We start from the raw sequence: 23,523 nt of genomic DNA, 5'->3' as shown, positions 1-23,523 counted from the left end.
GAATGAACAAGCTCCTGGCCTCCCGAGGTCTCATGTCCGTCCTGGGCGTCGCCGTCGTATGCGCAATTCTGACCGCCGGGTACTTCGCGGTGATCGATCCCCCCAAGAAAATGCGCGGCTACTGCGCAACTATGCCGGATGCGATCGGATTGTATACCGGAAACCACGTCACCATGAGAGGCGTCAGAATTGGTACTGTAACGCACATCGAGCCTCGCGGAAACGCAGTCCGTGTCGATTTCGAGATAGACGCGAACCATTCGCTGCGTGGCGAGGCGTCGGCCGCCACGCTATCGGACACTATCGTCGCCGACCGCTCTCTCTCGCTACTGGACGACAACGATGCCGATACCGAATGGGATTCCCGACAGTGCATCTCCCGCACGTTGACGCCGAAGAGCATGACACAGACCATGGATGCGCTCGGGAAACTCGCGGCAGAAATAACCGACGGCAGCGACCCGGCACAGCGAGAGCAGCTTTCCGGCGAGATCGCTGCGCTTGACACCTCGTTGTCCGGGACAGGGCCAGAAATGAACGAAACAATATTCAAGCTCGGTCGGGCTCTCGATTCTCCCAACGCCGCCATCGGGCACATCGGTGCGCTCATAGATTCGCTGCAGTCACTGACGGACAGCGTCGCCGGCGGATGGGGAGACATCAAGGCCATGATCACTCGTCTGGCACCGGGCCTGGAAGTGATCGATCGCGGCATCTTCCAGCGCACTGTCTCGATCATCGATTCGCTGCGAATCATCGTGCCATGGCTGAACGAAATCACCACCATGTTCGGCGACCAAATTCTCCAAGCACTAGACGCAACCGTCCCCTTGGCTCGTCTCGCCAGCGCGAATGTCGGCACGATGAAGGAGATTATCGAAATGACGCCGCCGCTGGTGCAAGCCTTCCAGAAGGTGACGGAGCCTCAGGGTGGTCGGCCTGTGCTGACATACGCAGCTCCTCGGGCGGCCTTGCCGCCGGCGGACGCCGAACGAGTATGTGCCGCGATCAACCTCGTCGCACCGAGCCGTTGCGCCACCGCCGCGGACGGATTGGTGCACATGTCGATTCTTCCCCTGGTACTCGGAACGGCGGGAGTGCGGTGATGGCTCTGCGACAACGCGCATCGGCTCGAACAGCCCGCGAGCACGTCGGGAGATTCGTGGCTGCGGCCGTGGTCGCGGCAGCGCTTGTGTGCACCGTTCCCGGGTGCGGATTCGATCCCGCTGGCTTCTCAGTCCCGGGGACCGGCATATCTGGTGACCGGTATGGCCTCCGAATCGAGTTCGCCAATACCTTGAACCTGCCGTCACAAGCGAAGGTGACCGTCGATGGCCTGCGAGCAGGCGTCGTGCGTGATGTCACCCTGATCGATGCCGGGAAGGACCATGACAGTTATGTCGTCGTCGATGTAGACATCGTGGCATCGACTCGGTTGCCCGTCGGCACCACAGCTGAGCTCCGTCAACCGACGGTTCTCGGCGACGTATCCATCGCGTTGATCACTCCGGCGGCCCACGGCCAGGGAGCCCTTGCTCCCGGCGCCACTATCGGGCGAGCCCAGACGAAGCCGTTGCTGCAAGTTGAGGACACCATGAATGTGCTGGCGACATTTGTCCAAGGGGGAGGCATTCAGCAGGCCCAGGAGATCATCAACCGCGTGAACGCTGTCCTGCCGACGGACCCGCGCCAGACCGCCTCGATCTCGGAGGTACTCGGCACGGATATTGATGATCTGGCACAGCACCTGGACGCCGTCGACGGATTGCTGAACGGCCTGCGGGCTAATACGGACGTCGCACTGCGGAGAACACCCGAGTTGGAGTACCTGCTCACCGATTCCGGAGTGGACCAGGCGGCTGCATCAATGACATCGATGATCGGGTTGATCACCCTGTACGACGGATTCAAACTGTTGACTGAATCGCTCCGATGGGTCGGCCCCCTGGCGCAATCGGGTAACCAGGCTGCACGTGCCTTTTTGCCACTATTGTTCACCAACCGCCCGCTGGATCTAACGGCGCCGTCGAATTTGAACAAGTTCGTAGCGATATTGCGTGAAAAGGTTCTACCTTTCGTTGAGCATGGCCCGAAGGTCAACATTGTAGGTATCGATATGGCCGAGCCCGCACCGGCGTCTGAGGAAGACTTGATCGATGGAATTCTATCGGCATTGCGGATGATCGGAGCAGCGCGATGAAACCTAGTTCGGCATTGTCGCTCGTAGCGATCGTAGCCGTAATGGTTCTGGGTACCGGCTACCTCACATTCGGCGTGCTGCGAGTGGATTGGTTCGCCGATCGTGACCGCGTGATGATGGACCTTCCCCGAGCGGGAAGTCTGCTACCAGGTTCGCCAATTTTGCTGCGTGGCGTGAAGGTGGGGGAGATCACGTCGATCGGCAAAGCCGAGCATGGGGCCGAGCTGGAGCTGGAAGTCGACTCCAAGTACAGAATTCCCGCTAATGGCACAGCGATTGTCGAAGATATGTCGGGACTCGGAGAGCCGTATATCGAATTCCTTCCGAAGAATGATACCGGGCCCTATCTAGCAGATGGTCAGCGCATGGATGCGGTTCACGTGGTGCTGCCACGTTCCATACCCGACGTGGCTCATGCCGTCACGGAACTGTTCACACAACTCAATCCTCAGGCGATCAGCAATATCGTCAAAACCTTGGATCAGGCACTGTCGGGAACCGAAGCCGTACTACCGAGGCTGGCGGCGTCGACGACGTTGTTGGCCGAGACGATTCTGAGCAGGTCGCCAGCGATCCGCGGCATCCTTGTCAATTTGCAGACGATGGGAGGCGATATGACTTGGGCTGGCCCCGCGATGACCGCCGCCGGTCCCTTGTGGGAGGAAGCTGGAGGGTGGGGTGCCCTGATCGCTGATGCCATCGCCCGGCTGGCCCGAATCGGTAACATGCCGACCGACTACATGGAAGGAAACGGCCTAGTGCCCTTCCTCGGCAAAGTTACCGAGTACCTCGATCGTGTCGGACCAGATCTTCAGAATATGGCACCGGCCGTCCAGCCGTTGGTAGAAAGTACGTCCAGATCCATGCCGCAAATTGACATCAGCGATCTTATAGCCCGTGCACTCAGCGTCACCGGTGACGACGCATTGCGGGTCCGCATCGGCGCAAAATGAATATGAAAGAGTAGGAAGTAGGAGTGCATTGATGTCCGCAGAAGCAGATCACGATACCGAAGGTCGATCTGACGATCAATCCGGAAAGCTGGGTGCGCGTCAGGTGGCCACGACCGGCCGGGGCCGGTTCGGGTCCGAGAAAAAGTTCTCGGTCAGCTTGCGTTCCATTGTCGTCGGGGCGGTGGTTGCTTTGCTTGTTGTTGCTTTGGCAGCGACCGTTCCACTCTGGCTCAATGCCAGGAACCAATTGCGAGAAAGGGACGCCATCGCAGCCGCCGAAAAACGAGCGGAGGCGGTGGCCTCCGAATATGCCGTCGGTGCATCGAATATCGACTACCAGAACTTCGATGGCTGGGTGCGCAATCTGAAATCGAACACGTCACCCACGCTGGCCAACAAATTCGATGTCACGGCGCCGCAACTCCAAGATATCCTGCTGCCATTGAAATGGTCGTCTCAGGCCACGCCTATCACCGCGACTGTGAAGTCGGAAAATGCGGGTGTTTATGTTGTGAACGTGTTTCTGAATGTGACATCGAAGAGTGCCCAGACGCCGGAAGGTGCGCAGACGACTGTCACCTATACCGTGACGGTAGACAAGAATTCGAATTGGAAAGTCACGGATGTCGGCGGTGTCGACGCGGCCCTTCCGGTCAAATAACCGAGCGATACTGTCGGCGGCAAGGAACTGAAAGAATGTACTCGATATCCACTGCAGCTACGCCCCCTCGCAGGTTCATGCTCGACCGAGACGACGGCCCGTCGCTCCAGGTTGCCGAATGGGGGTCGACTACCCCCAGGGTGACTATCGTTTTGACACACGGATTAGCGCTGTCACACGAAAGCTGGGAAGACGTCGCTCAGCTTGTGGTCGCCGCCGATCCCACCGTTCGTGTCCTGGCCTACGACCATCGGGGGCATGGGTCGTCGCAATCCGCTCCGGCCAGCCTGGAACTTCTTGCCGACGATCTCGCAGCAGTCCTCTCCGCATTCGTGCCCGCCGGGCCGATCGTGCTGGGCGGTCATTCCATGGGCGGAATGACCCTTATGGCCTTCGCTGAACGCCACCACACGACCCTCGGACCGCGGATCAGCGGCGTCGCATTCGTGGCGACCGGGGCCGGTGATATCCTCGGGCGACTGGTGCGCCGCAAACTCGGGCGGCGGTTGGTAGCGCTGGCTTTAGCCGCGGCACCGTCTCTCGCGATTCCTTCTCGACCGCTGCTCGTTATGCGGCAGCTGACACGTGGCGTCTTGTTCGGAGCCCGGCCGTATCGCCACGACATGAACCGTGCTGTGCAGCAGCTCGCGAGCAGCGACTCTCGTAGTGTTGCGGAGCTGACCCGTTCGATTCTATCTCACGATCGCTACTCGGCACTGCCTCGATTCTCCTGCCGTGTAGTCGTGCTGGCAGGATCTCGAGATCTTCTGACTCCCGCTCATCACGCTCGCGCGATCCGTCATCGCGTACCGGGGAGCCACATGGTCATCTTCAACCAAGCCGGCCACTACCTGCCGTATGAACGCCGTGGTGAGGTGGCGGCTCATCTGCTCGGATTGACGTTGCCGATAGCGTATCCGGCCCGCGACGTCGCCTGACAACACCCGACATCCAAACTCTCCGAATTCGAGGACCTCAGATGCTCAGCACAATGATGGACGAACAGCTGTCCCTTGCCACGCTGCTACGGCATGCGGCCACGTTCCACGGCGACAGCACGGTGTCGACCTGGACGGAAGACGGGGCGCGGACCATGACCTACCGCGAACTCGGCACGGCCGCCGCACGGTTGGCAAATGCGTTGCGTCAACTCGGTGTCGACGAAGGCACCCGCGTGGGCACTTTCATGTGGAACAACAACGAGCACATGGTGGCCTATATCGCCGTGCCGGCGATGGGTGCTGTACTGCACGCGCTCAATATCCGGCTGTTCCCGGAACAACTGACCTACATTGCGAATCATGCAGAGGACACCGTGGTAATCGTCGATGCGTCGCTGGTGCCGATGTTCACCCAGTGTCTGCCACATCTTCGGACCGTACGCCACGTCATCGTGGTGGGCGATCCCAGTGACGCGCTGACGGCTCCGCCCGGAGTTCAGGTACACGACTGGGCCGAACTGCTCGACGCCCAATCGGACATCTTCGATTTCCCGGTGCTCGATGAACGCTCGGCGGCAGGTATGTGCTACACCTCGGGCACCACTGGTGAACCGAAAGGCGTAGTGTACTCGCATCGTTCGAATTGGCTGCACGCCATGCAAGTAATCTCCTCGAACGGAATGGGATTCAGTTCCGCGGATACTGTGCTGGCTATTGTGCCACTGTTTCACGCCAACGCCTGGGGCATTCCCTACGCCGCTCTCATGTCGGGTGCCAATGTGCTGATGCCCGACCGTTTTCTGCAGCCGAGGTCTCTCCTCGAAATGATGGCCGCTGTCCGCCCCACCTTTGCCGCAGCCGTTCCCACTATCTGGGCCGGCGTCCTCGTCAGGCTCCAGGAACAGCCGCAGAACATCTCGTATCTCCACACCGTCGTCGTCGGCGGTTCGGCCGTGCCGCCCGCCATGATGAAGGCATTCCAGGAGGGGCACAGGGTCACGTTGCTGCAGGCATGGGGCATGACCGAGACATCTCCGCTCGGCACCGTGGCGCACCCGCCGGTTGGTGTACGTGAGGCGGAGGAGTGGGCATATCGCTGCACGCAGGGCCGCTTCCCCGCTGCTGTACAGGCGCGTTTGGTCGCCGAGGATGGTTCCGTCGTGCCGAATGATGGAGAATCGTTGGGCGAGTTGGAAGTTCGCGGCCCATGGATCACCGGTGCGTACTTCGCACCCGCAGGTGCGACGATGGAGGTGGACAAGTTCCACGATGGTTGGCTGCGTACGGGCGATATCGGCAGGATCAGTCCGAATGGCTACCTGACTCTGGTCGACCGGTCGAAGGATGTCATCAAGTCCGGGGGCGAATGGATCTCGTCGGTCGACTTGGAGAACGTGATCATGGCCCATCCGGCTGTCGCCGAGGCCGCGGTGATCGGGGTCGCTGATGAGAAATGGGGCGAGCGGCCGCTGGTGGCCGTAGTGCGTCACGCCGACTTCGATGCGGATCCCGAGGAACTGCGTAGATTCCTGTCCGGAAGTTTCGCGAAGTGGCAGCTGCCCGACCACTGGGCCTTCGTCGGAGAAGTCCCAAAAACCAGCGTTGGGAAGTTCGACAAGAAGCGGTTGCGGACACAGTACGCCGCAGGTGAACTCGCGGTCATTACACTGGCCGGATCGGATTGACGCACCATGGGCGTCCCCGCCGTCAGAGCAACCCCACAGACTTTGCGATCTTCTGGCATCACCGCATATGCGCGGTCGGCGAGCATCCGATAATTCGTGGTGTCCGCGGTATCGTACCTCTCGATCATCTTGGCGTCGATTCGCTGCTTGGACACCAGCTTCTGATGCGGATCGAAGAAGTGACCTGCAGCCGCAGCGTCGCATAGATGTCGTTGAGCAGCAACAGCTCTGGTTCGGTGCCGTAATGGAAATAGCCGACCGTCTGGCGCGCAACCGACCAGTTGTTCTCCTCCACGTGACAGCCGTCGTTCTTGTTTCTCGGCGGCGACCGAGTGAAGATGGTCCGCTAGTCCTCGCAGAAACACAGCAGGCGATATCGGGCCATCGTGAGCGCATAGCAGTTCTCGCAACGCGGATCGCGCCGTCGTCGTGACCGACGGTATCGATCTCCACGAACCCCAGCCGCGCCTCGTCCCATCCTGCCCAGGTCCGGATCGCGATCGGCGACTACAGCAACGAACCCGGCTTCGTCCGCGTTTCCCCTTCAGCCGCAACCGTTTCCGGTCACCGGACAGCCGCCGGTCGATGGTCGCCGCCGACATCGCACACGACTGCGCCTGGTGCCCCGTCATCGATGTCGAGTTCACCAGAGGCGCGCAGCGGCTCCACGATATCGGGAAGGAACGGCGCCAGCGGTTTCTCGGACTGATCCGGGAGGTGCCCGGGAGGCGGGAGCAGCCCTGACAAAGCCGGGACGTGTCAGCTGCCAGCGTGAACCGTTCGCTGGTTGCGGAAACGGCACTGCTGGCGCTGGAAGGTGTTCCGCCGCAAGTACACCACCCCGACGAGGCGGTGGCTTCCGATGGCAGTGGACGGGGTCGAGGTATTCAACCCGGCGTCGGTCACGATTACCCGATACCCGCTACCGGGTTAACAAGATCCCATCCCATTCCTGTGACACGGAACAGCCTGACGGCATCCGAGCGTGGAGAGCCCGGGTGTGCCGAGGGGCCGCACGCCGGGTTCGGCGAGCGGCCCCGGGGGACACAGAGCGGCAGCAATGCCGACACCGTGCCCCGCTCCGACTCGACCAGCGCAAGGCCCATCGTGCCCGCCCTTCGCCGACCGCTGGCGCAACGCTCAAACCTACTGACGAACAGCGCCGGAAACGCCGTTAGCGAGAAAGGCCCGCTGTGCGGGATCTTTCCTCGGGCTGCGAATTCATTGCAGCAGGGACATGGCGAGTGCCCAAGCGGGTGATAAGACTCGCCAACCTTTTGCGGGATACCATCGCAGTTCGCCTCGTCTTCTAAATTGTGTATGCCTGGGCGATGGCGAATGGGGTGTCGGGGCCGCCATGAACCCAATTTTCAGACTGGTTGAAGTCGGTCAGTCCATTCTCGACTGAATTGATTGATCGAGCGTGAAGCCGCTGCCGCGGACGACCCGGCCCGCCGCAGCGTAGCTGAGCGCTCAGCACTGCATATAGTGTGGGCTGCTCGGCCATGAGCTCGATCGCTGCATCATCGGGTGTCCGTCCATCACTGATCGCCTGATCAGTTTTCGCTTCGAGATGGATCCTCCAGCGATACTGCAGTGCGAGAAGGACGCCATCAGGCCCTCCGAACAGTCGTTCCAAGTCGGGAATGTTGAAAATGTTGGGGTCGGAGGGATCTTGCGCCGCCCGTTCGAGTACGGCGTGAATAACTTCGGTGCGAGCGTGCAAATCTTCCCAAGACATGTGCGCCTTCCGTGGTAGGCCATCGGTACTAACGCTCTGCAGGGGAAATCTAAGCTTGCTCCGTGAACCTCGCGTTAACTGTCCGTTAGCAGGTCATCAACACTCAAGAGTGTTTCGATAGCGATCATTGTCATCGGATATTCGTAACAGGACTTCCACTTTGTATCGGCGACGTTACGGCCACGTAGCAAATCTGCCCGAGGGCCTAGGCTCACTAAGTCCACCCTATGATCAGGTGATTTGCGTGGCACAGTTGTACGAATGAGAGTACTTTGCTGTGTAATATCGGCGAGTGCGACAGAATCTTCGGCCAGGATTTCGCGATCGAAGGCGAGAATGGAGGCGATCATTGCCCTTCCTGTACGAATGTCGGCGGCGTGGCCCATTGTGCATATGCAGACTATGCGTTCTCTGTGCACGGGTAGGGCGGTGAGGTCGCCGTCATCGGGTGAGTCCCGGATAATGAGATCGTCGTGATGGCTGGCTTGGCCAACGAACTGGAACGAGGAGTCCGTATTGATTCGACCGTCCCGAGGGGACGTCGGACGTGGAGATTGGTAGTCTCCGGGATCGAGTGTGCTGCTGCGACACCTTGTGCGTATGCCTCGTTCCAGTGGGCGCAGCGATCGATGTCGCCTCTTCGTGGATAGACACGTGCCCCGGCGTCGCAGGCGGTGTCGACGCTCGGTGCCCTCCCGTCGTTGACACTGATGGTCGACATGTATCCATGGAATACATGTGTGAGCCCATTGTCAAGGAGTGGACGCTGATCCGCTGGTTGCCGGTGCACTGGCCGAGTGTTTGAGGCCCCGAGTTTTCAGATGGAGCTGCGGATGCTATTGTCGCCTGCCAGGGTGATGGGGTCTGGTCGGAATTTGGTGATCGGGCGTGTGTCGATCTCTCTGTCGCGCAGGCGGGTCGGATGTAGACGCAGTTCGTGGTGTTGGATGGTGTCGCGAAGCATGTTGTGAGCCTTCTGTTTCCGCATCTGTCGGTGGTTCGTCTCGATGACGTGTCAGCGATGGGCGGTCGGATCGTGTTCGATGCGTCGATGTGCGGTTCTTCGGCTGTTTGCACGCGGTGTGGGTGTGGCTCGTCGGTGGTGCATAGCGGTTACCGGCGCACGATCGTGGACCTGGCCGTTGCGGGCCGGGAAGTGGTGATCCGGCTGATGGTGCGCCGGTTTCGGTGCGCGGCTGCTCAGTGCGAGCGCCGGATCTTCTCCGAGCAGGTCGCAGGGCTGGCTGCTCGGTAGCAGCGGCGCAGTTCCGTTGGTGGCCGAGTTGCTGACGCGGGTCGGGCGGGCGCTGGGTGGCCGACCAGGGGCGAGGATGGCGAGGCAGCTGGCGGTGGAGGTGTCTCGATCAACGTTGCTGGGGCTCGTGTGCGCGATCCGGCTGCCGGCGGTCGGTGAGCTGGTGGAGGCCGGTGTCGACGATTGGGCCATCCGCCGCGGACATATCTACGGCACCGTGGTGATCGACATGCGTACCCACCGGCCGGTCGACCTGCTGCCGGACCGGACCTCCGACACCCTTGCCGCCTGGCTGGCCCAACATCCAGGCATTCGCGTCGTGTGCCGCGATCGCGGCGGTCCGTATGCTGACGGCGCCAGTCGTGGTGCGCCGCAAGCGATTCAAATCGCGGACAGGTGGCACTCTGCTCCACAATCTGACCACCGCAGTCGACAAAGTTGTTCGCGCGCACCGTAAATGCCTGCGCGAGGACGACGAACACGCAGCGGTCGCCCGACCCGACCCGGCACCGGCGGGCCGGACACCGGCGTCAGCACGGCCAGAAGCGGCGACCCGGCAACGCCACGCCGAGATCCACGCGCTGGTCGCCAAGGACGTCGGCCCGACCGCGACCGCGAAAGCACTGAATCTCGACGGCAAGACCGTGACCTTCATGATCGCGGCGTCACCGTGCGCGGTGGTGCCGGCCACCATGCCGCCGCTGCTGTCGGTGATCGCCAATGCAGGACGCCATGGCGTGCTGGTGAAATCGGCTGTGGTGCTGGAACATCTGGGTACCGTGGATCGGGTCGCCTCGACAAGACCGGCACGCTCACCACGGGCGCGCCGCAGGTGGTCGAGGTCTGCGTCCTGCCGGATCGCGGTGTGGGAGAATCGGAACTGCTGCGGCTCGCTGCCGCTGCCGAGCACCCCTCGCAGCATCCGCTGGCCCGCGCCGTGGTCGCCGCAGCGCGGGAGCGCGGTATCACGCCGGAGCCGGTCGAGGACTTCGAGTCGATGCCGGGGCGGGGCGTGCGTGCCCGTGTGGGCGGTCGGATGGTCGAAATAGGCAGGGCCGACTACCTTTCGGATACTGACCACCGGCCCGCTGGCGGCCGAGCGCCCGACAGCGCGGCGCAAGCCCCGGTCGATCGGCTGGAGGCCCTCAGGTGCACGGCCGTGGTCGTCAGCGTGGACAGCGTCGCCGTTGGGGTGCTCGGTCTGGCGGATCGCCCACGTCCCTGTGCGGAGGCGGCGGTGACTCGGCTGCGTACGGTCACCTGCTCCGAGCCGCTCTTGCTGACCGGCGACAATGCTCGTGCCGCAAGCCATCTCGCCACTCAGATCGGCATCGCCGAGGTGCGCGCCGGGCTGCTCCCGCAGGACAAGGCTGCTGCGGTCCGCGCGCTCTCGGACGCCGGCGCGAAGGTCGCGCTGATCGGCGACGGCGTCAACGGACGCGCCCGCACTCGCCGCCGCACACGTGGGAATCGCCATGGGCCGCACCGGTTCCGATCTCGCCCTGGACACCGCCGACGCGGTGATCACCCGCGATGTGGCAGCGATTGACCTCGAGACCGCCCCCACCGTGATAGCACTCGCTCGCCGTGCCCGCCGCGTGGTGATCGCGAATCTTGCCATCGCCGCGACCTTCATCGCCGTGCTGGTGGTGTGGGACCTCGTCGGCACCCTCCCGCTGCCGCTGGGCGTAGCGGGGTACGAGGGCTCCACCGTCATCGTCGGGCTCAACGGGTTGCGACTGCTGCGCAGCGCTGTCTGGCGGAAAGCCGCCGAATCGCGGGCCTAGCAGCCGTACGTCCACGGCCGAGATCCTGAAATCTATTGGAAATAGTTTTCAATAGAGCGTGACGCGAAGTTATGGCGCGCCGCAGCACGTCCGCGAGAAATGCCTCGCGTCAAGGGGGTTTGGGTCAGGGAATAGGCAGCGCCGGTGGAATCCTGGTTCTTGACGAAGAGCATCGTGCAATCCGGAGTGGGGCATCGACGCACGATCACGGTGGCCGATCTGGTGATCAACTCTACGCGCTCCGTCGCGATCTGGGCGAGGATCCCATTGAATCCGGCTGTTGCGAACTCTATGAGGATGTCGTTTTCCGAGCCGAGGGTAGCGGCGGCCTCGGTCCCCTCGTCGTGCTGCCCGGCGAGCACGGCTCCGAGCGGGCGGATAGTGCGGTTATGGTCGGTGAAGGGCCGGGAAACTCGGTAGCATATGCGTCTATGCGGCCACAGGATTCGACCGCGAAAACGTTCGGAGAGTTCCTTCGTAGTCGTCGCAACGTGCTGGATCCGACGAAGCTCGAGATGTTCGACGGCACTGCGCGGAGGGTTCCCGGGCTGCGTCGCGAAGAAATCGCCGCACTGGCGGGACTCAGTCCTTCCTATTACACGCGAATCGAACAAGGCTCCGTTCGGGTGCCGTCGGCCGATATCGTCGAGGCGCTGGCGACAGCGATGCTGCTGGACGACGACGAGCGCGCGTACCTGTGCAGGCTGGCCGGATTCCAGCCGAGGCGTGGGCGGGTCAGTCCGGCCGCCCGGCTCGATCCCGCGCTGTCGGCACTGCTGAGCAGCCTGTCCGCGCCGGCCGGGGTGCTCGGCCACGATCTGACGGTATTGGGCTGGAACCGCCTCGCGCACAAGGTATTTGCTTCGCACCTGTCGTTCGACGCGCCGCAGGACGGGACGGTGAACTGGATCCGGACCGTTCTTGTCGACGCCGAATCGCGCGCACTGTTCCAGAATTGGCGAGACGTCGCCGAGGATATCGTCGGCCGATTGCGGGTTGCCTGCGCACACCATCCCGGTGATTCGGGACTGGCAGGCCTGGTCAGCAGCATGCGGCAGGAAAGCGACGAGTTCGCCACGCTGTGGAGTTCGCATTGTGTCCGCTCCAGGCCGCTCGGTGGCGTCGATCTGAATCATCCGGAGGTGGGTGAGCTGCGATTGACCGACACTGTGCTGCACCTGCCGCAGAATCCCGGTCAGTTGCTGTTGGTTTTTCATCCGAACGATCACCCCGACACCGAGCACAAGCTGAGGATGCTGGCCAGCAATGTCGACCGTCCGTGGTCGCAGGCCGCTGCCGAGTAGGCGGCCAAGTGGGTATCCACGCTGTGGATAGCCGCCGCTGTCACTGGTTGTGCCGATCGGCAGCTGGAAAGGATACTGGTAGTCCGGTATTCGCATGCACCTGCCAGGCCACGCCGCAGGACTCGAGAGAACAAGGGGAGCCATGACCGACAGCTCCGGGGAGAACCCGCCGATTCTGTTCTTGCACGGCGTCTTCGGGCGTCCGGCGCTGCTGGAGCCGTGGCTCGGCTTCTTCGCCCGGGCCGGCTTCGACTGTGTGGCACCGGCTTTGCCCGGACGTGATCCCATCGATCATCGAGTGCTTCGGCGCACCGGTGTGCGCGATTGCGTCGACGCGGCCCTCGCCGCCTATGACGATCTGGGGCGGGAAGCGATCGTCATCGGGCACAGCATGGGCGGGTTGGTCGCGCAGAAAGTGGCCGCGGCTCGGGTCTGCCGTGCCCTGGTGTTGCTGGCCTCCATCCCGCCCGGCGTGCTGTGGCCGCAACTGCGGCCACTGCCGCACCTGTTCCCGGTTCTGCCTGCCGTGCTGGCAGGCCGGTCGTTCCTGCCGAGCCCGCGAACGATGCGAGCGGTCCCGTTGAGCACGCTCGCCGCGGCCGAGCAAGCGCGGATCATCTCGCAGCTGGTTCCCGATTCCGGGCGGGTCTTTCGGGCCATGACCTTCGGCTCGCCGTCGGTCCGTGTCGATCCCGCAGCGGTAACCTGCCCGGTCCTGTGTGTCAGCGCCGGCGCCGATCGCAATGTCGCGCCGTGGATTTCGGCGCGCATCGCAGCCCGTTACCGAGCCGAACATCAGGTACATCCCGGCCTGCCGCATTGGATCATCGCCGCATCCGCGGTGGAGCAGGTCGCGCCTCCGGTCCTGCGCTGGTTGCGCAGCAGGCTCGGCATAGCCGAACTGCCCGCGCGGACCACGGCGAACCCGTAACGCGACACAACCGGCAGATGGATTTGTCATCCGGGCCCCGCCTCCCGAACTCCGCGCTGACGGTCGGTCGCGGTTGAACGAGATAACAGTTCTCGTCGACCTGCTGCGCCGCCTGGCGGGACGGCTCCCAGACGGGGAACTGGCGACCCTCCGCTCACTGTTGGCCGCTCGCGAACTGGAAGACCTGGAGCGCTCCCTGACCCACAAGGTCACCTATTACGGCATCGACCTCACCCGCCCGGAGCGAGTCCTCCCGCCCGGAGTCGACACCGGTCCTGTACTGGGCTGCGCGGATCTCGCCCCGTTCTTTTCTGCCGCCGATCCCGACGGCTTACCCGCCGAGACCGATCTGCTCGCCCGCGTGTCCGGTCAACCGGGCTTGCGCCGCATCGTGAAGGCCCGCAGGCTTGGGACGCCCGAAGCGGTGCTCTATGTCGTCGTGTGCGCTGCAGGCACCGACGTATCCCGTCTGCAGAACGGTCTGGACGTGGACGCGGTGCTGGTCGAGGTAGTTGCCGAGGACGAACCGCTGCCCCCGTACCACGTCGCCGCGCTGGCCGTCGGCCGCCAGCTCTGGCCACCTGTTTCGTCCATCCGATCGAACGACACCTGAGGAGCGCTATGACCGCCACCTATACCTGGGACGTCTTCACCACCCTCGATGGCTACGGCTCCTACGCCGATGATGCGGACTGGGGCGGCTACTGGGGCAAGCAGGGACCTGAACTGCTCGAACACCGCGCGACTCTGTTCGCCACTGACCAACGAATGGTGTTCGGGGCCAATACCTTCCGGGAGATCGCGCAGATCATGTCCTCCGGCATCGATCCCAACGCGCTCGATGAATGGAATATCCGGACGATGCACATGCCGGCGACCGTGGTGTCGTCCACATTGCGGGACACCCTCGGCTGGCCGGACGCGACCATTGTGAAGGGTGACGCCGCCGAGATCGTGGCCCGGCTCAAGGAGGAATCGGATGTGCCGTTGCGTTCGCCGGGGAGCCTGTCGCTCAACCGGTCACTGCTGGCCGCTGGCTTGGTCGACCGCGTGCAGGTGACGATCTTCCCCGCGATCTCGGGCAGGACCGGGACCAGCCCGGTCCTCGCGGGTGCTGACGACTTCGACCTCGAACTGCTCGACAGCCGGATCATGGACGGGCGCACCCAAGAGCTCGTCTACTGCCCCTCGCTCCGCGCGCCCGCCCGGAGATCCTGACCTGCGGTCGGCATACGCCCCCGCCGCCGCTCTGCTCCGGTAGGCTGGATCCCACGGCGAACGCTGCGGGCGTGTGTCGCCGCGATCGGACTGGGTCATCGCCCTGTCCGCCGTCTCGCCGCTGACGCGGACCATCGCGGAAGAAGTAGCCGGCGAGTGGTCTGTCGGACGCGGCTGGGTCGACGAGCAGCGACCATGGCTCGCGCCCGAGTTCACACCTGAGCGGGTGCACGGAGCTGGACGCATGGCTGCTCACCGGTCCTCGCCGTCGACCAGATGCGCAGAGCCCGGACGCCGGATCGATGACGATGTGCTGGCGCATATCAGCCCGGCTCACAGCGAGAACATCAACTTCTTCGGCGCCATCGAGTTGACACCGCCGCTGAACTTGCCCGGCTCGTACCGACCGGGTACCGGCCGCTCCGTGTCCGCGACACCCTCTTCTGGCCCCGACCCGGCGCTCGTCACGGTGGGGTCTACGTGCCTTCGTCCAAGAGGGCGCGCAGCGCTGAGTTGGCCACCTGCCGCAGCTCGTCGCGGCTGCGCCCGGCCGCTGCCTGGACGGCGATGCCGTCCGAGATCGTGTGGACGAGTGCGGCCAGGTCGGCTGGTTCCTGGTGGGTCGGCAGGTCGGTGGCCTGCTCGAGCCGCCGTCGCAGTGCCGCCTCGCCGGCTTTGCGCACCGCAACGACGTCCTGGTGTACAGCGTGCGTGTCGGATCCGCAGCCTTGAACGGTCTTGACGCACAGGCAACCATGGGGCGTGCTGTCGCCTGCTGTCAGGTCGACGGCTCCGTGGATCAGCCGCTCGACGACCTCGCGGCCGGTAGACGCGTCCAGCGCGTTGGCGGCGTAGGCGCCGGGGCCGTCGAGGTAGCGGGCAAGGACCTTGCCGAACAGTTCCTCCTTGTTGCCGAAGGCGGCATACAGGCTGGGCTTGTTGATGCCCATCGCGGCGGTCAGGTCGGCCAGCGACGTGCCTTCGAAGCCGTTGCGCCAGAACGCCTCCAATGCGCGGTCGAGTGCGGTGTCTGCGTCGAACGAGCGTGGGCGTCCACCGGGCATGCCGTCCTCCGTTGCCCTCTCCATATTTTACCTATTGGTATTACGGAAAGGTACAGAACTAGGAGTGGGATACATGATCCGAGTCGGAGTTGTCGGGGCCAGCGGCTGGGCGGATAACTCGCACCTACCCGCGCTCGCAGCGATCGAGGAGTTCGAGGTGACCGCCGGTCGCGACCACCAACCAAGCCAGCGCGGACCGGGCGGCGGCCGCTCACGGCGTACGGCACGCCTTCGCCGGCGCGTGCGAACTCATCGCGCACCCTGAGGTCGACTTGGTCGTCGTGTCAGTGAAGACGTCCGGGCATGCCGCCGTGATCAGGGCAGCGCTCGACGCCGACAAGCACGTCGTGTCCGAGTGGCCACTGGGCATCAACGCCGACGAAGCGGGCGAGTTGACCGAGGCCGCTACCGCCGCCAGGCATCGTTCACGCGGTCGTCCTCCAAGGCCACCATTCCCCGAGTGCCCGCTTCGTCGGGAATCTGCTGGCCGACGGCCGGATCGGCACGCTCGAATCGGTCGCGTTGGTGGCGGAGGGCGCCCCCTGGGGCGGGAGTCGAATATGGCCGGACCTGGTGTTCGGCCTCGACGGTTCGGAGGGAACGAACATCCTGAGCATCATGGCTGGTCACTTCCTGGCCGCACTCGAACGTGTCGCGGGCCCACTGACCGAAGTCTCCACACGGCTGCCCGCGCGCACGACCGCGTGCTCATCGCCGGACAAAACAGACGGTGCCCAACGCCACGCCCAGCCACGTGCTGCTGGCCAGCGGCGCCACCGCGTCGGTCGTCATGCACGGCGGCAACGGGCCCGCCCGTTACGGGTTCCGCCTCGAGTTCGTCGGCAGCGACGCAACGTTGACCGCCACCCCAACCCAGCCTAGGACATTCATTAATTGGGGTGACTGGGACATCCGGATCGGCGACGAGACCCTGGCCATGCCCGACACCTACCGCACCGTCCCCGCCATCATCCAGGTCGGCCTGCCCGCCAATATCGCAGCCCTCTATCAGGAGGTCGCCCAGGCCATCACCGAAGCCCGACAACCGCATCCCAGCTTCGAGACCGCCCTGCGCCACCACCGACTCCTCGCCGCCATCGAACAGTCCGCGGCCGATGGAATCGTCCGCTACATCTCGTAGTCAAACATGTAGTGCGACAGAGTTCCCAGCTGAGCCCACTACGCAGGTGCGGACGATGCCAACAGCGGCGGATCCGGCAAGAAATAGCAATAGCCACAACAGCTTTCGTGATGCCTTGAGAACTGCGCCCAGGGCATCATTGCGTAAGCGCCGAATATCGCGCGTTAGACACCTCTTCCCACGCGGTCTGCTACCCTCGGATATCGACCGATTCGATCAGTGCGGTACTGTGTTGCGCGCGAACCCATTCCAGGACAGGTAGTCGAAGGTTGCTTGCGGGATCGATGATGCGGCGACGTCGAAGCTGTCGAGGGTTTGAGGACCGGGAACGCGGCAGCTTTGAGTCGGATGCGGGCGTTGGAGGAGTCGCAGGCGGCCAGTTTGGCCTCAATCAGGGTGCGCAGCACCTCTTCCCGGATCCACCGCTGTGTCTTCGCGACCTGCAGCACTTCCGGGGCGGTCCGGCGGGCCGCAGCCAGTTTCAGGCGCCGTAGCCCGGCGTCGAGGGAGCGGGTGGGTGCGGTCGGCAGGTCCAGGATCAGTGCGTCACCGGCCGGGCGGGGCTGCGGGGTGCCAGTGGGGCGAAAACCGTAATGCGTTGCGAACCGGACATATTCAGCGGTCGGAACCATCACGCCCGCGACCACCCCGCCCTTGAGGCAGCCCATCCGGTCGGCCAGCACCCGGGCGGGAACACCATCGAGGGCGGCGAACACCTCTGCAAGCAACGCCAGGGTGGTCGACTGCCGCTGGTCCGCAGCGAACGCAACGAACCGCCACCGCCAGAATGCCAGCACCGCGCAGAACAACTGCAACCCCGGTGCGGTCTCGGCCCCACTCGATCACCAACTACTCACCCAGCGACCACACCGCCGGACGGCGGCCCGATGATGATCCTTGCGCCACAACGCCTTTCTGGTCGGCGACCAGTCGCCGGAAGTTCCGCGGTGCCCCCTCGTAACCGGCCGCTTGCGCGGCCGGCAGTAGTCGCTCGGCCGAGATCCGGCCCTGCGATTTCGCCACCCGCTCGGCGACCAGATCTCGCACCGAATCGTAGTTCCGCGCCCGCGGCACCCATTCGTCTGGGCGGCCCTGATCGAACGCGCGCGAGACGGGGTCCGGCGGGCACGACGCAGTCGGATCCACCACCATGGTACGGACTTTGAACGTGCGGCGGTGCCAGCACCAGCGGGATCGCGTGTTCGAGGCGGCCCTCCAGTTTGGCTCGGGCTTGGAGTTGTTGTCGGGCGAAGCATTCGGCGAGCAGTGGCACGTACAGCTGTACGGCTGCCCCGGGCTTGGATCTGTGCGTAGGAGTCCTGCAGGTAGCAGTGAATCGTGTTGGCCTCGAACAGGATTGTGAACTTGCGTTGCAGTCGTCGTTCGGCGCGGGCCAGGGCCGTGCCGTGCACGATGTCGAGGCACCGGTAGAGCGGGGTGATCTCGGCGTATGCGCTCCGGTTCGTCCCCTCGGCCGTAGACACACCGGTCAGATTCTCGCCGATTACCTTGTGCGGCATCCCGACTGGGGATTAACCGCTATCAACCTTCAGGTCACTCTGCCGAGTACTGCAGGAGAACTTCGGCTGTGGAGTGTGTTGCAAAACCGTGGGCGCAGAGAGTTTTCGCGCGGAGAAGGGCGGCTGGACCAGGGCCGCTGCATTACCCAACCGTGGAGGAATGCCGCCGCTACCAATGTGATTAGGGTGTTGTCCTCTGCTCGGAGGAGGTCAGTTCGGTTCGTGAAATCGGGTGAGTAGCTGGTTCAAGCAGCGGCGGACTTCGCGCAGGTCGTGGTCGAGCAGCAGGGCCTCGGTGCTTGCTCGTAGGACGCTGCGCGGGTCAGCTGGGTTGTAGTGCCGCGTCGAGTGCGTCGGCTTCGGTCATGAGCCATTCGTAGAACACGCATGCCTGCGCCAGGTCGGATGCGTCGTGCACGGTGTGCCGGCTCTCAGACGGTCCGTCCCGGTGAGCGTGCAGCGGCTCTCGATCCATACACTCCACAGTCCCTCATGATTCATGTTTACCGGTTGCCGGGTACTGATGGTGAAATCCGTTGTCTTCGAGGAATCCCGGAGCGCCGATCGTCTGGATGGCTGTTGTGATTGCGCCCCCGTCACCATGTCGCGTCGTACGGAGGATGGGGCCGGTGGGGATTTGACCCCGAGCGGCGCGCAGCGGGTGTCTCGCCCCGTAGGGACTGCACATGTGGGGGTCGTGGAGTCGCTTGCCGAGGCGAAGGTTGTCTCGGGTTGACGCGCCGCACCTCATAGCATGGCACCGCTGGATGTCGGCAGTTTGACGTGGAGGTGTCCGGAGCGGGTCGTCGGTGCTGGGATACACCTGCCGCAGGTGCTGGCAACGCCTGGGCGTCAAGAGGCAATGTGCCCTTGACTGGGTCGTGAGGTGCGCGATAATCACTGTGCGGGGCGGGGCAATCAACTATCGACGGCTGTGAGGAATTGCGAGGATGGGTACGGAGACGGTGCGTGTGACCGAGGTCCGTCATGGCGATGTGATTCGTGATCCGCGCGGTGGTGATTTCTGGCGCCCGGTGCGCGAGATCGGGTTCGATGTTCGTCGTAAGGAGGATGGGTCTGGGGAGTATTGGGACCTGTATGTGTTCTACGGCCCGTTCGCCGATCCTCCCGCATCCTCGGATGCCGTAGCCGGTCGGCCCTGCGTCGACCGATTTGTCTTTCGTGAGGATGAGCCGGTGACTCGCCGAGTGTTTGCCTCGTAGCGCAGCCCGTCGGTTGTGGGCTGCCGGTTGATAGCCGCAAATGTCGAATGCTGAAGGCCGTTCCGTCAGCCGGAGGGCACCCATGACGAGCATGCGGCTTCGGACGGTGTGGCTGGGCAATGTCGGCGATGGGGGCGGTGGGGGTCGGGGCGCCGAGGTTCGCCTCGCTGTCGATGCCGAGGTTGAACTATGTTTGGGCATGGCGTGATTCGATCGATTCCTCGGATCTGGAGGTGGTGACCGTCACGGACCGGTGGGTGGTGCTGGATCTGGACCAGTCGGGCCCGGGACCGGGTGGGGAGACTGCGGTCCGCCCCGCCGACACCGAGGTACGCTTGGCGTCGGCCGACGGCTGCGGAAGGGCACGGACGGTCTACTTCGACCCGTGTCCAACCGCATATCACTATGCAGAGGTGAATGGGTCGGAATCGGCCACAGGTACCGGTTCGAGGCGTATTCGAGCGGGCAGCGCGCGGAGCCGGGCGAGCGCTGGTCACCCGGCGTCCCGGGACTCCGGAGAGCACTGGCATTGTTGCGACGTTGATGCCGCCGGGGCCACTGTTGGGGACCGTCGCGCTCACCAATGACCTGCACTACGGCGAACACGTCAGCGGGTTGCTGTTGACCGGTTCCTACCGGGGGTGTGCCATGACACCGACGATCATCTCGGGATCATGTTCGATGCCGTGCTGGACGAGCTGCGCCGGGCCGGACCGCGCCGTCGATCATCTGATCGTGGCCGGTGAACTCACCGATTCCGGTACGGTGGAGCAGGCGCGGGCGGTGTGGTCTCGTCTCGACGCGTGGGGCGTTGCCGGCCGCGACTACTTCGTCTGTCGCGGCAACCACAACCACCCGGGCCGAGACGACCACTGGGGCAGCGTATTCCACCCGCGAGGGGACCTCCTCACCGAGCACCGGCGGAGTCGGCGACGGGGCGGTTGTGGATGCAGGAGCTGACCGATGCGGTGGGATTGAATGCCAGTTCGATGACGCGGTTGGTGGCTCGGCTGGAGCTGGCCGAGTTGGTGCAACGTGGTGCGTGCCCGACGGATGGGCGGGGTGTGACGGCCGAACTCACCCGCGGCGGCCGGACGATCTTCGAGGCGGCTGTGCTGTTTTACGGCTGCTTTAGAGGCCACTTTGTCGTCGATCTATTCGCAGCTGGAACCGGATCCGGTACTGGGCCCGGTGCTTTCGCGGTTGCGTGCTGGTGGTCCGGCGGCCTGAGCCGGTCGGATGAGCGGGTGCCGGTGGCGTGTCGGCTCGGGCCGGCGGGATCGTGGGGTTCGTGTCAGTGTGCGGCGGCGATTTGTTTGCGGGTGATGGTGGCCAATGCCGGTGTGGCGGTGCGGATGTTGTCAGAGGCGAAGAACGCGTGGTGCAGGTGGCTCAGGGCGTGGTGGGTTGCGTCGCGGGGGCATGTGATGGAGATGCGGCGGGGATGGACGGACAGGTCCTCGACGGTGATGCGGTGGGAGCGAAGCACATTCAATGCCCGGGACAGGACGCGTGGGGTGGCGAGGCCGTGGCCGACGAGGGTGAGTTTGCCGATGGGCCCGGACCATTCGTGGCCGTCGAGACCGTTCGCTCTGGCGAGAGTCGACAGTACGTGGTCGGCGGGGCCGTGGTCGTGGTCGTGGACGGTGAATTGCAGCGCTGGCGGGTTGCTCGTGTCACCGGTTCGGTAGGTGAGCATGTCGAGGGGGAGGTCGGTGTCGGCCAGGGCGATGAAGACTGTGGTCAGCGCGGTGGGGTCGACGGCGACGAGTCGGCAACGCAGTTGGTTGGTTTGGTGTGTGACGGCGATGACGGTGCCGTGCCGGTCGGTGACCGTTCGTGTCGGGCCGGTGGTGGTGCCGATCCGCGTGCCGTCGAGATCGGTAGCGCTGGACCGGACGTGCAGGGACACGTGGTGGCGGGCGGCGTAGTCGACTGCGGTGTGCGCGAGGACCGTGGCGCCGTTAGCGGCGAGTTCGCTCATGTCCTCGTAGGTGAGGTGAGTGATCGTGGGTGCGCCGGGCACGTGCCGGGGGTCGGCGGTATGGACGCCGTCGACGTCGGTGTAGATCTCGCAGGTCTCGGCGCCCAACGCGGCAGCGAGCGCCACGGCGGTGGTATCGGAACCGCCGCGGTCGAGGGTGGTGATCTCGTCGGTGTCGGCGGCGACTCCCTGGAATCCGGTGACCACGGGCACGATTCCGGTGGCGAGGCATTCCTGCAGGGCGGTGGGGTCGATGTCGGTGATGTGGGCGCGGGCGTGGACGCCGTCGGTGGTGATGCCGGCGTCTCGTCCGGTGAAGGATCGGGCGGGGGTGCCGAGCTCGTGGAGGGCGAGCGCGAGGGCGGCGGCCGAGGTCTGCTCGCCGGTGCTGAGCAGCAGATCGCGTTCGCGCGGGTGCGGGTCGTCGGTGAGCGTGCGGGCCAGTGCGAGTAGGGTGTCGGTGGTTCCGCCCATGGCCGACACCACGACCACGACCGGTTGCCGGTCGCGGACGGTGGCGGCGACGCGGCGGGCCACGTGGCGGATTTTGTGGGCGTCGCCGAGCGAGGTGCCGCCATATTTCTGCACAACCAGGCTCATCGCGCGTTCACCTCCAGTCCGGCGTAATTGCGGGCGAACCAGGTCGCCAGGTCCGCCCGGTGGGCGAGCTCGGTCAGCCGTGCGCGACGCAGCTGGTAGTCGAAGTCGGGATCATCGTCGGCGGGTGCGGTGTTGATCAGATGCAGCAGCCAGTCGGAGAAGTGCTGGGCCTGCCATATCGGCCCGAGCCGATTACTCGTGTACAGCTTCAGGTGTTCGGTGCTGCCCTGGTGCAGGCGGGCGCCGATGGCGCGGGCGAGTTCGATGGCGTCGCCGATGGCGAGGTTCATGCCCTTGCCCCCAGCCGGGGTGATCACGTGGGCGGCGTCACCGAGCAGATACACGTTTCCGGCCTGCATGCCGGTGGTGACGAAGGTGCTCATGTCCAGCAGGCCCGTGTCCAGGATGGGGCCTTCGGTGAGGGTCCAGCCGTCGCTGGTGGCGAGGCGGTGCTGCAGTGCTTCCCAGATCCGGTCGTCGGGCCAGTCGTCGGGTGTGTCGTCGATGCCGCACTGCAGGTAGTAGCGGCTGACGGTGGAGGTGCGCAGCATGTGGCCGGCGAAGCCATCGCGATGGGCGCCGTAGATGATCTGTGTGGTGGACGGCGGCGCGGCGGCCAGCACGGTGATCCACCGGTACGGGTAGTGGCGGTGGTGCTCGCCGATCGCCGTGGCCGGGAGCGCGGCGCGGGTGACGCCGTGTGCGCCGTCGGCTCCGGCGAGTATGTCGCAGGTGAGTTCGGTGCCGTCGCCGAGTGCGACCGCAGGGTGCTCGCGGCAGGGGTGCAGTCGGATGACTGGTGTGTCGAAGCGCAGGTCGCCGCCGTCGGCGATGAATGCGGCGATGAGGTCGCGGACGAGGTTCTGCTGGGGGTAGATGGTGTGTGTGGCGCCGTCGGCGAGGGTGGCGTAGTCGAGGGTGAATCGGAGGTCCTGGGCACGGAATTCGCAGCTGGTGTGGCGGGCGCCTGCGGCGAGGAGACGCTCGGCGAGGCCGAGGTCGCGCAGGGCTTCGACGGTGCGGTGCTGGATCAGGCCGGCGCGGGCGCGTTGTTCGACGTAGGCGCGGGTGCGTTGTTCGACGATGGCGCAGTCGATTCCGTTGCGCAGCAGTGCATTACCGAGGACGAGTCCGGCGGGACCGGCGCCGACGATGACGACCTTGATGTGTTGGCTGGTCACGAGCTTCTCCATCGGGTGTGGGAACACGAAAGCCAAGTGAGAGAACATGAAAAACGCAGCCCGAGCACAACGCTGGTACGCGGGCCGAAAACAGCGGGGGGGGGGTGCGGTGCGGGGGGGGGGCGGGGGGGGGG

Annotated in this window: 26 protein-coding genes and 4 pseudogenes; 20 read left to right on the top strand and 10 right to left on the bottom strand. The window is 64.4% G+C overall.

Translation table 11 applies throughout. The features are described 5' to 3' along the window. Positions 1-2: 2 nt before the first annotated feature. From QH290_RS20270 to QH290_RS20245, 6 genes are all read left to right on the top strand, one after another. Positions 3-1,106: an MlaD family protein gene (locus tag QH290_RS20270; RefSeq protein ID WP_280267324.1), complete on the top strand. Its 1,104-nt coding sequence runs from the start codon at positions 3-5 to the stop codon at positions 1,104-1,106. 56 nt (positions 1,107-1,162) lie between these two features. After that, the gene (locus tag QH290_RS20265; RefSeq protein ID WP_280267325.1) at positions 1,163-2,200 is read left to right on the top strand and encodes an MlaD family protein; all 1,038 of its coding nucleotides are present in this window, start codon (positions 1,163-1,165) and stop codon (positions 2,198-2,200) included. A gap of 41 nt (positions 2,201-2,241) precedes the next feature. Then, entirely contained in the window at positions 2,242-3,153 is a 912-nt protein-coding gene (locus QH290_RS20260) for an MlaD family protein (protein ID WP_280267326.1), read from the top strand. Between the two features lie 31 nt (positions 3,154-3,184). Further along, positions 3,185-3,814, top strand: coding sequence for a hypothetical protein (locus QH290_RS20255; RefSeq protein ID WP_280255452.1), 630 nt, complete (start codon positions 3,185-3,187; stop codon positions 3,812-3,814). A gap of 140 nt (positions 3,815-3,954) precedes the next feature. Then, positions 3,955-4,752 carry an alpha/beta fold hydrolase gene (locus QH290_RS20250; RefSeq protein WP_280267327.1) on the top strand — a complete coding sequence of 266 codons (798 nt, stop codon included), beginning with the start codon at positions 3,955-3,957 and terminating at the stop codon, positions 4,750-4,752. A gap of 41 nt (positions 4,753-4,793) precedes the next feature. Continuing rightward, a complete protein-coding gene (locus QH290_RS20245) occupies positions 4,794-6,440 on the top strand; it encodes a long-chain fatty acid--CoA ligase (protein ID WP_280267328.1) in 1,647 nt (548 codons plus the stop codon). Positions 6,441-6,564: 124 nt separating this feature from the next. Here QH290_RS20245 and QH290_RS20240 read toward each other — a convergent pair whose 3' ends face one another. The 3 genes from QH290_RS20240 to QH290_RS38185 all read right to left on the bottom strand — a co-directional run bounded on the left by QH290_RS20240 (position 6,565) and on the right by QH290_RS38185 (position 8,702). Beyond that, positions 6,565-6,735, bottom strand: coding sequence for a hypothetical protein (locus tag QH290_RS20240; RefSeq protein WP_280267330.1), 171 nt, complete (start codon positions 6,733-6,735; stop codon positions 6,565-6,567). A gap of 1,014 nt (positions 6,736-7,749) precedes the next feature. Beyond that, complete coding sequence (locus QH290_RS20235; RefSeq protein WP_280267331.1) at positions 7,750-8,181, bottom strand: hypothetical protein; 432 nt, start codon at positions 8,179-8,181, stop codon at positions 7,750-7,752. Between the two features lie 74 nt (positions 8,182-8,255). Continuing rightward, positions 8,256-8,702, bottom strand: coding sequence for an oxidoreductase C-terminal domain-containing protein (locus QH290_RS38185; protein WP_425303628.1), 447 nt, complete (start codon positions 8,700-8,702; stop codon positions 8,256-8,258). Positions 8,703-9,118: 416 nt separating this feature from the next. On the opposite strand from QH290_RS38185, the gene QH290_RS20230 reads away from it, so the two are divergent. The 4 genes from QH290_RS20230 to QH290_RS37960 all read left to right on the top strand — a co-directional run bounded on the left by QH290_RS20230 (position 9,119) and on the right by QH290_RS37960 (position 11,223). Next, on the top strand, positions 9,119-9,436 hold the full coding sequence (locus QH290_RS20230; protein ID WP_280267332.1) for a transposase family protein: 318 nt from the start codon (positions 9,119-9,121) through the stop codon (positions 9,434-9,436). A 76-nt stretch (positions 9,437-9,512) separates the two neighbouring features. Beyond that, on the top strand, positions 9,513-9,893 hold the full coding sequence (locus tag QH290_RS37965; RefSeq protein WP_342213255.1) for a transposase: 381 nt from the start codon (positions 9,513-9,515) through the stop codon (positions 9,891-9,893). Further along, on the top strand, positions 9,894-10,985 hold the full coding sequence (locus QH290_RS20225; protein ID WP_342213256.1) for an HAD family hydrolase: 1,092 nt from the start codon (positions 9,894-9,896) through the stop codon (positions 10,983-10,985). Beyond that, positions 10,912-11,223 carry a hypothetical protein gene (locus tag QH290_RS37960; protein ID WP_342213258.1) on the top strand — a complete coding sequence of 104 codons (312 nt, stop codon included), beginning with the start codon at positions 10,912-10,914 and terminating at the stop codon, positions 11,221-11,223. The genes QH290_RS20225 and QH290_RS37960 overlap by 74 nt, the downstream gene beginning before the upstream one ends. Before the next feature lie 32 nt (positions 11,224-11,255). Here the strand turns inward: QH290_RS37960 and QH290_RS20220 are convergent, their stop codons facing one another. Then, positions 11,256-11,585, bottom strand: a complete 330-nt coding sequence (locus QH290_RS20220; RefSeq protein ID WP_280267333.1) for a hypothetical protein — start codon at positions 11,583-11,585, stop codon at positions 11,256-11,258. Positions 11,586-11,612: 27 nt separating this feature from the next. On the opposite strand from QH290_RS20220, the gene QH290_RS20215 reads away from it, so the two are divergent. The 5 genes and pseudogenes from QH290_RS20215 to QH290_RS37955 form a co-directional block, all read left to right on the top strand. Next, complete coding sequence (locus QH290_RS20215; RefSeq protein ID WP_280384515.1) at positions 11,613-12,527, top strand: helix-turn-helix transcriptional regulator; 915 nt, start codon at positions 11,613-11,615, stop codon at positions 12,525-12,527. Positions 12,528-12,669: 142 nt separating this feature from the next. Then, the gene (locus QH290_RS20210) at positions 12,670-13,458 is read left to right on the top strand and encodes an alpha/beta hydrolase (RefSeq protein WP_280384512.1); all 789 of its coding nucleotides are present in this window, start codon (positions 12,670-12,672) and stop codon (positions 13,456-13,458) included. A gap of 73 nt (positions 13,459-13,531) precedes the next feature. Next, a complete protein-coding gene (locus QH290_RS20205; RefSeq protein ID WP_280267336.1) occupies positions 13,532-14,071 on the top strand; it encodes a hypothetical protein in 540 nt (179 codons plus the stop codon). Positions 14,072-14,079: 8 nt separating this feature from the next. Then, positions 14,080-14,676 (top strand): dihydrofolate reductase family protein, encoded by a 597-nt coding sequence (locus QH290_RS20200; RefSeq protein ID WP_280267337.1) that lies wholly within the window; start codon positions 14,080-14,082, stop codon positions 14,674-14,676. Positions 14,677-14,937: 261 nt separating this feature from the next. Beyond that, positions 14,938-15,120: pseudogene (locus QH290_RS37955) on the top strand (hypothetical protein); the annotation flags it as partial. 32 nt (positions 15,121-15,152) lie between these two features. Here the strand turns inward: QH290_RS37955 and QH290_RS20195 are convergent. Further along, positions 15,153-15,740 carry a TetR/AcrR family transcriptional regulator gene (locus tag QH290_RS20195; protein WP_280267338.1) on the bottom strand — a complete coding sequence of 196 codons (588 nt, stop codon included), beginning with the start codon at positions 15,738-15,740 and terminating at the stop codon, positions 15,153-15,155. Positions 15,741-15,922: 182 nt separating this feature from the next. Between QH290_RS20195 and QH290_RS38180 the strand changes: the two are divergent. From QH290_RS38180 to QH290_RS20190, 3 genes and pseudogenes are all read left to right on the top strand, one after another. Further along, a pseudogene (locus QH290_RS38180) lies at positions 15,923-16,144 on the top strand (Gfo/Idh/MocA family oxidoreductase); the annotation flags it as partial. Between the two features lie 16 nt (positions 16,145-16,160). Next, a pseudogene (locus QH290_RS38175) lies at positions 16,161-16,430 on the top strand (hypothetical protein); the annotation flags it as partial. Positions 16,431-16,470: 40 nt separating this feature from the next. Next, complete coding sequence (locus tag QH290_RS20190) at positions 16,471-16,881, top strand: Gfo/Idh/MocA family oxidoreductase (RefSeq protein ID WP_280267339.1); 411 nt, start codon at positions 16,471-16,473, stop codon at positions 16,879-16,881. 164 nt (positions 16,882-17,045) lie between these two features. Here QH290_RS20190 and QH290_RS38170 read toward each other — a convergent pair whose 3' ends face one another. From QH290_RS38170 to QH290_RS20180, 3 genes are all read right to left on the bottom strand, one after another. After that, positions 17,046-17,696, bottom strand: coding sequence for a hypothetical protein (locus QH290_RS38170; protein WP_425301794.1), 651 nt, complete (start codon positions 17,694-17,696; stop codon positions 17,046-17,048). Positions 17,697-17,730: 34 nt separating this feature from the next. Further along, on the bottom strand, positions 17,731-18,033 hold the full coding sequence (locus tag QH290_RS38165; protein ID WP_425301789.1) for a hypothetical protein: 303 nt from the start codon (positions 18,031-18,033) through the stop codon (positions 17,731-17,733). A gap of 690 nt (positions 18,034-18,723) precedes the next feature. Then, entirely contained in the window at positions 18,724-18,876 is a 153-nt protein-coding gene (locus QH290_RS20180; RefSeq protein ID WP_280384509.1) for a hypothetical protein, read from the bottom strand. 475 nt (positions 18,877-19,351) lie between these two features. Here QH290_RS20180 and QH290_RS20175 point away from each other — a divergent pair, with 475 nt between their 5' ends. Next, positions 19,352-19,624: a hypothetical protein gene (locus QH290_RS20175; protein WP_280267340.1), complete on the top strand. Its 273-nt coding sequence runs from the start codon at positions 19,352-19,354 to the stop codon at positions 19,622-19,624. Positions 19,625-20,571: 947 nt separating this feature from the next. Then, positions 20,572-20,679, top strand: a pseudogene (locus tag QH290_RS38160) (MarR family transcriptional regulator); the annotation flags it as partial. Between the two features lie 239 nt (positions 20,680-20,918). On the opposite strand, the gene QH290_RS20170 reads toward QH290_RS38160, so the two are convergent. Together QH290_RS20170 and QH290_RS20165 are read right to left on the bottom strand one after the other, a co-directional pair. Further along, a complete protein-coding gene (locus QH290_RS20170; RefSeq protein ID WP_280267341.1) occupies positions 20,919-22,208 on the bottom strand; it encodes an aspartate kinase in 1,290 nt (429 codons plus the stop codon). Beyond that, a complete protein-coding gene (locus QH290_RS20165; RefSeq protein ID WP_280267342.1) occupies positions 22,205-23,389 on the bottom strand; it encodes a 4-hydroxybenzoate 3-monooxygenase in 1,185 nt (394 codons plus the stop codon). The genes QH290_RS20170 and QH290_RS20165 overlap by 4 nt, the downstream gene beginning before the upstream one ends. Positions 23,390-23,523: the final 134 nt, after the last annotated feature.

It is taken from the genome of Nocardia wallacei (assembly GCF_029869545.1).
Lineage (GTDB): Bacteria > Actinomycetota > Actinomycetes > Mycobacteriales > Mycobacteriaceae > Nocardia > Nocardia wallacei_A.
The sequence above is the reverse complement of the archived record's forward strand: the minus strand, read 5'-3'. Positions and strand labels throughout refer to the sequence as shown.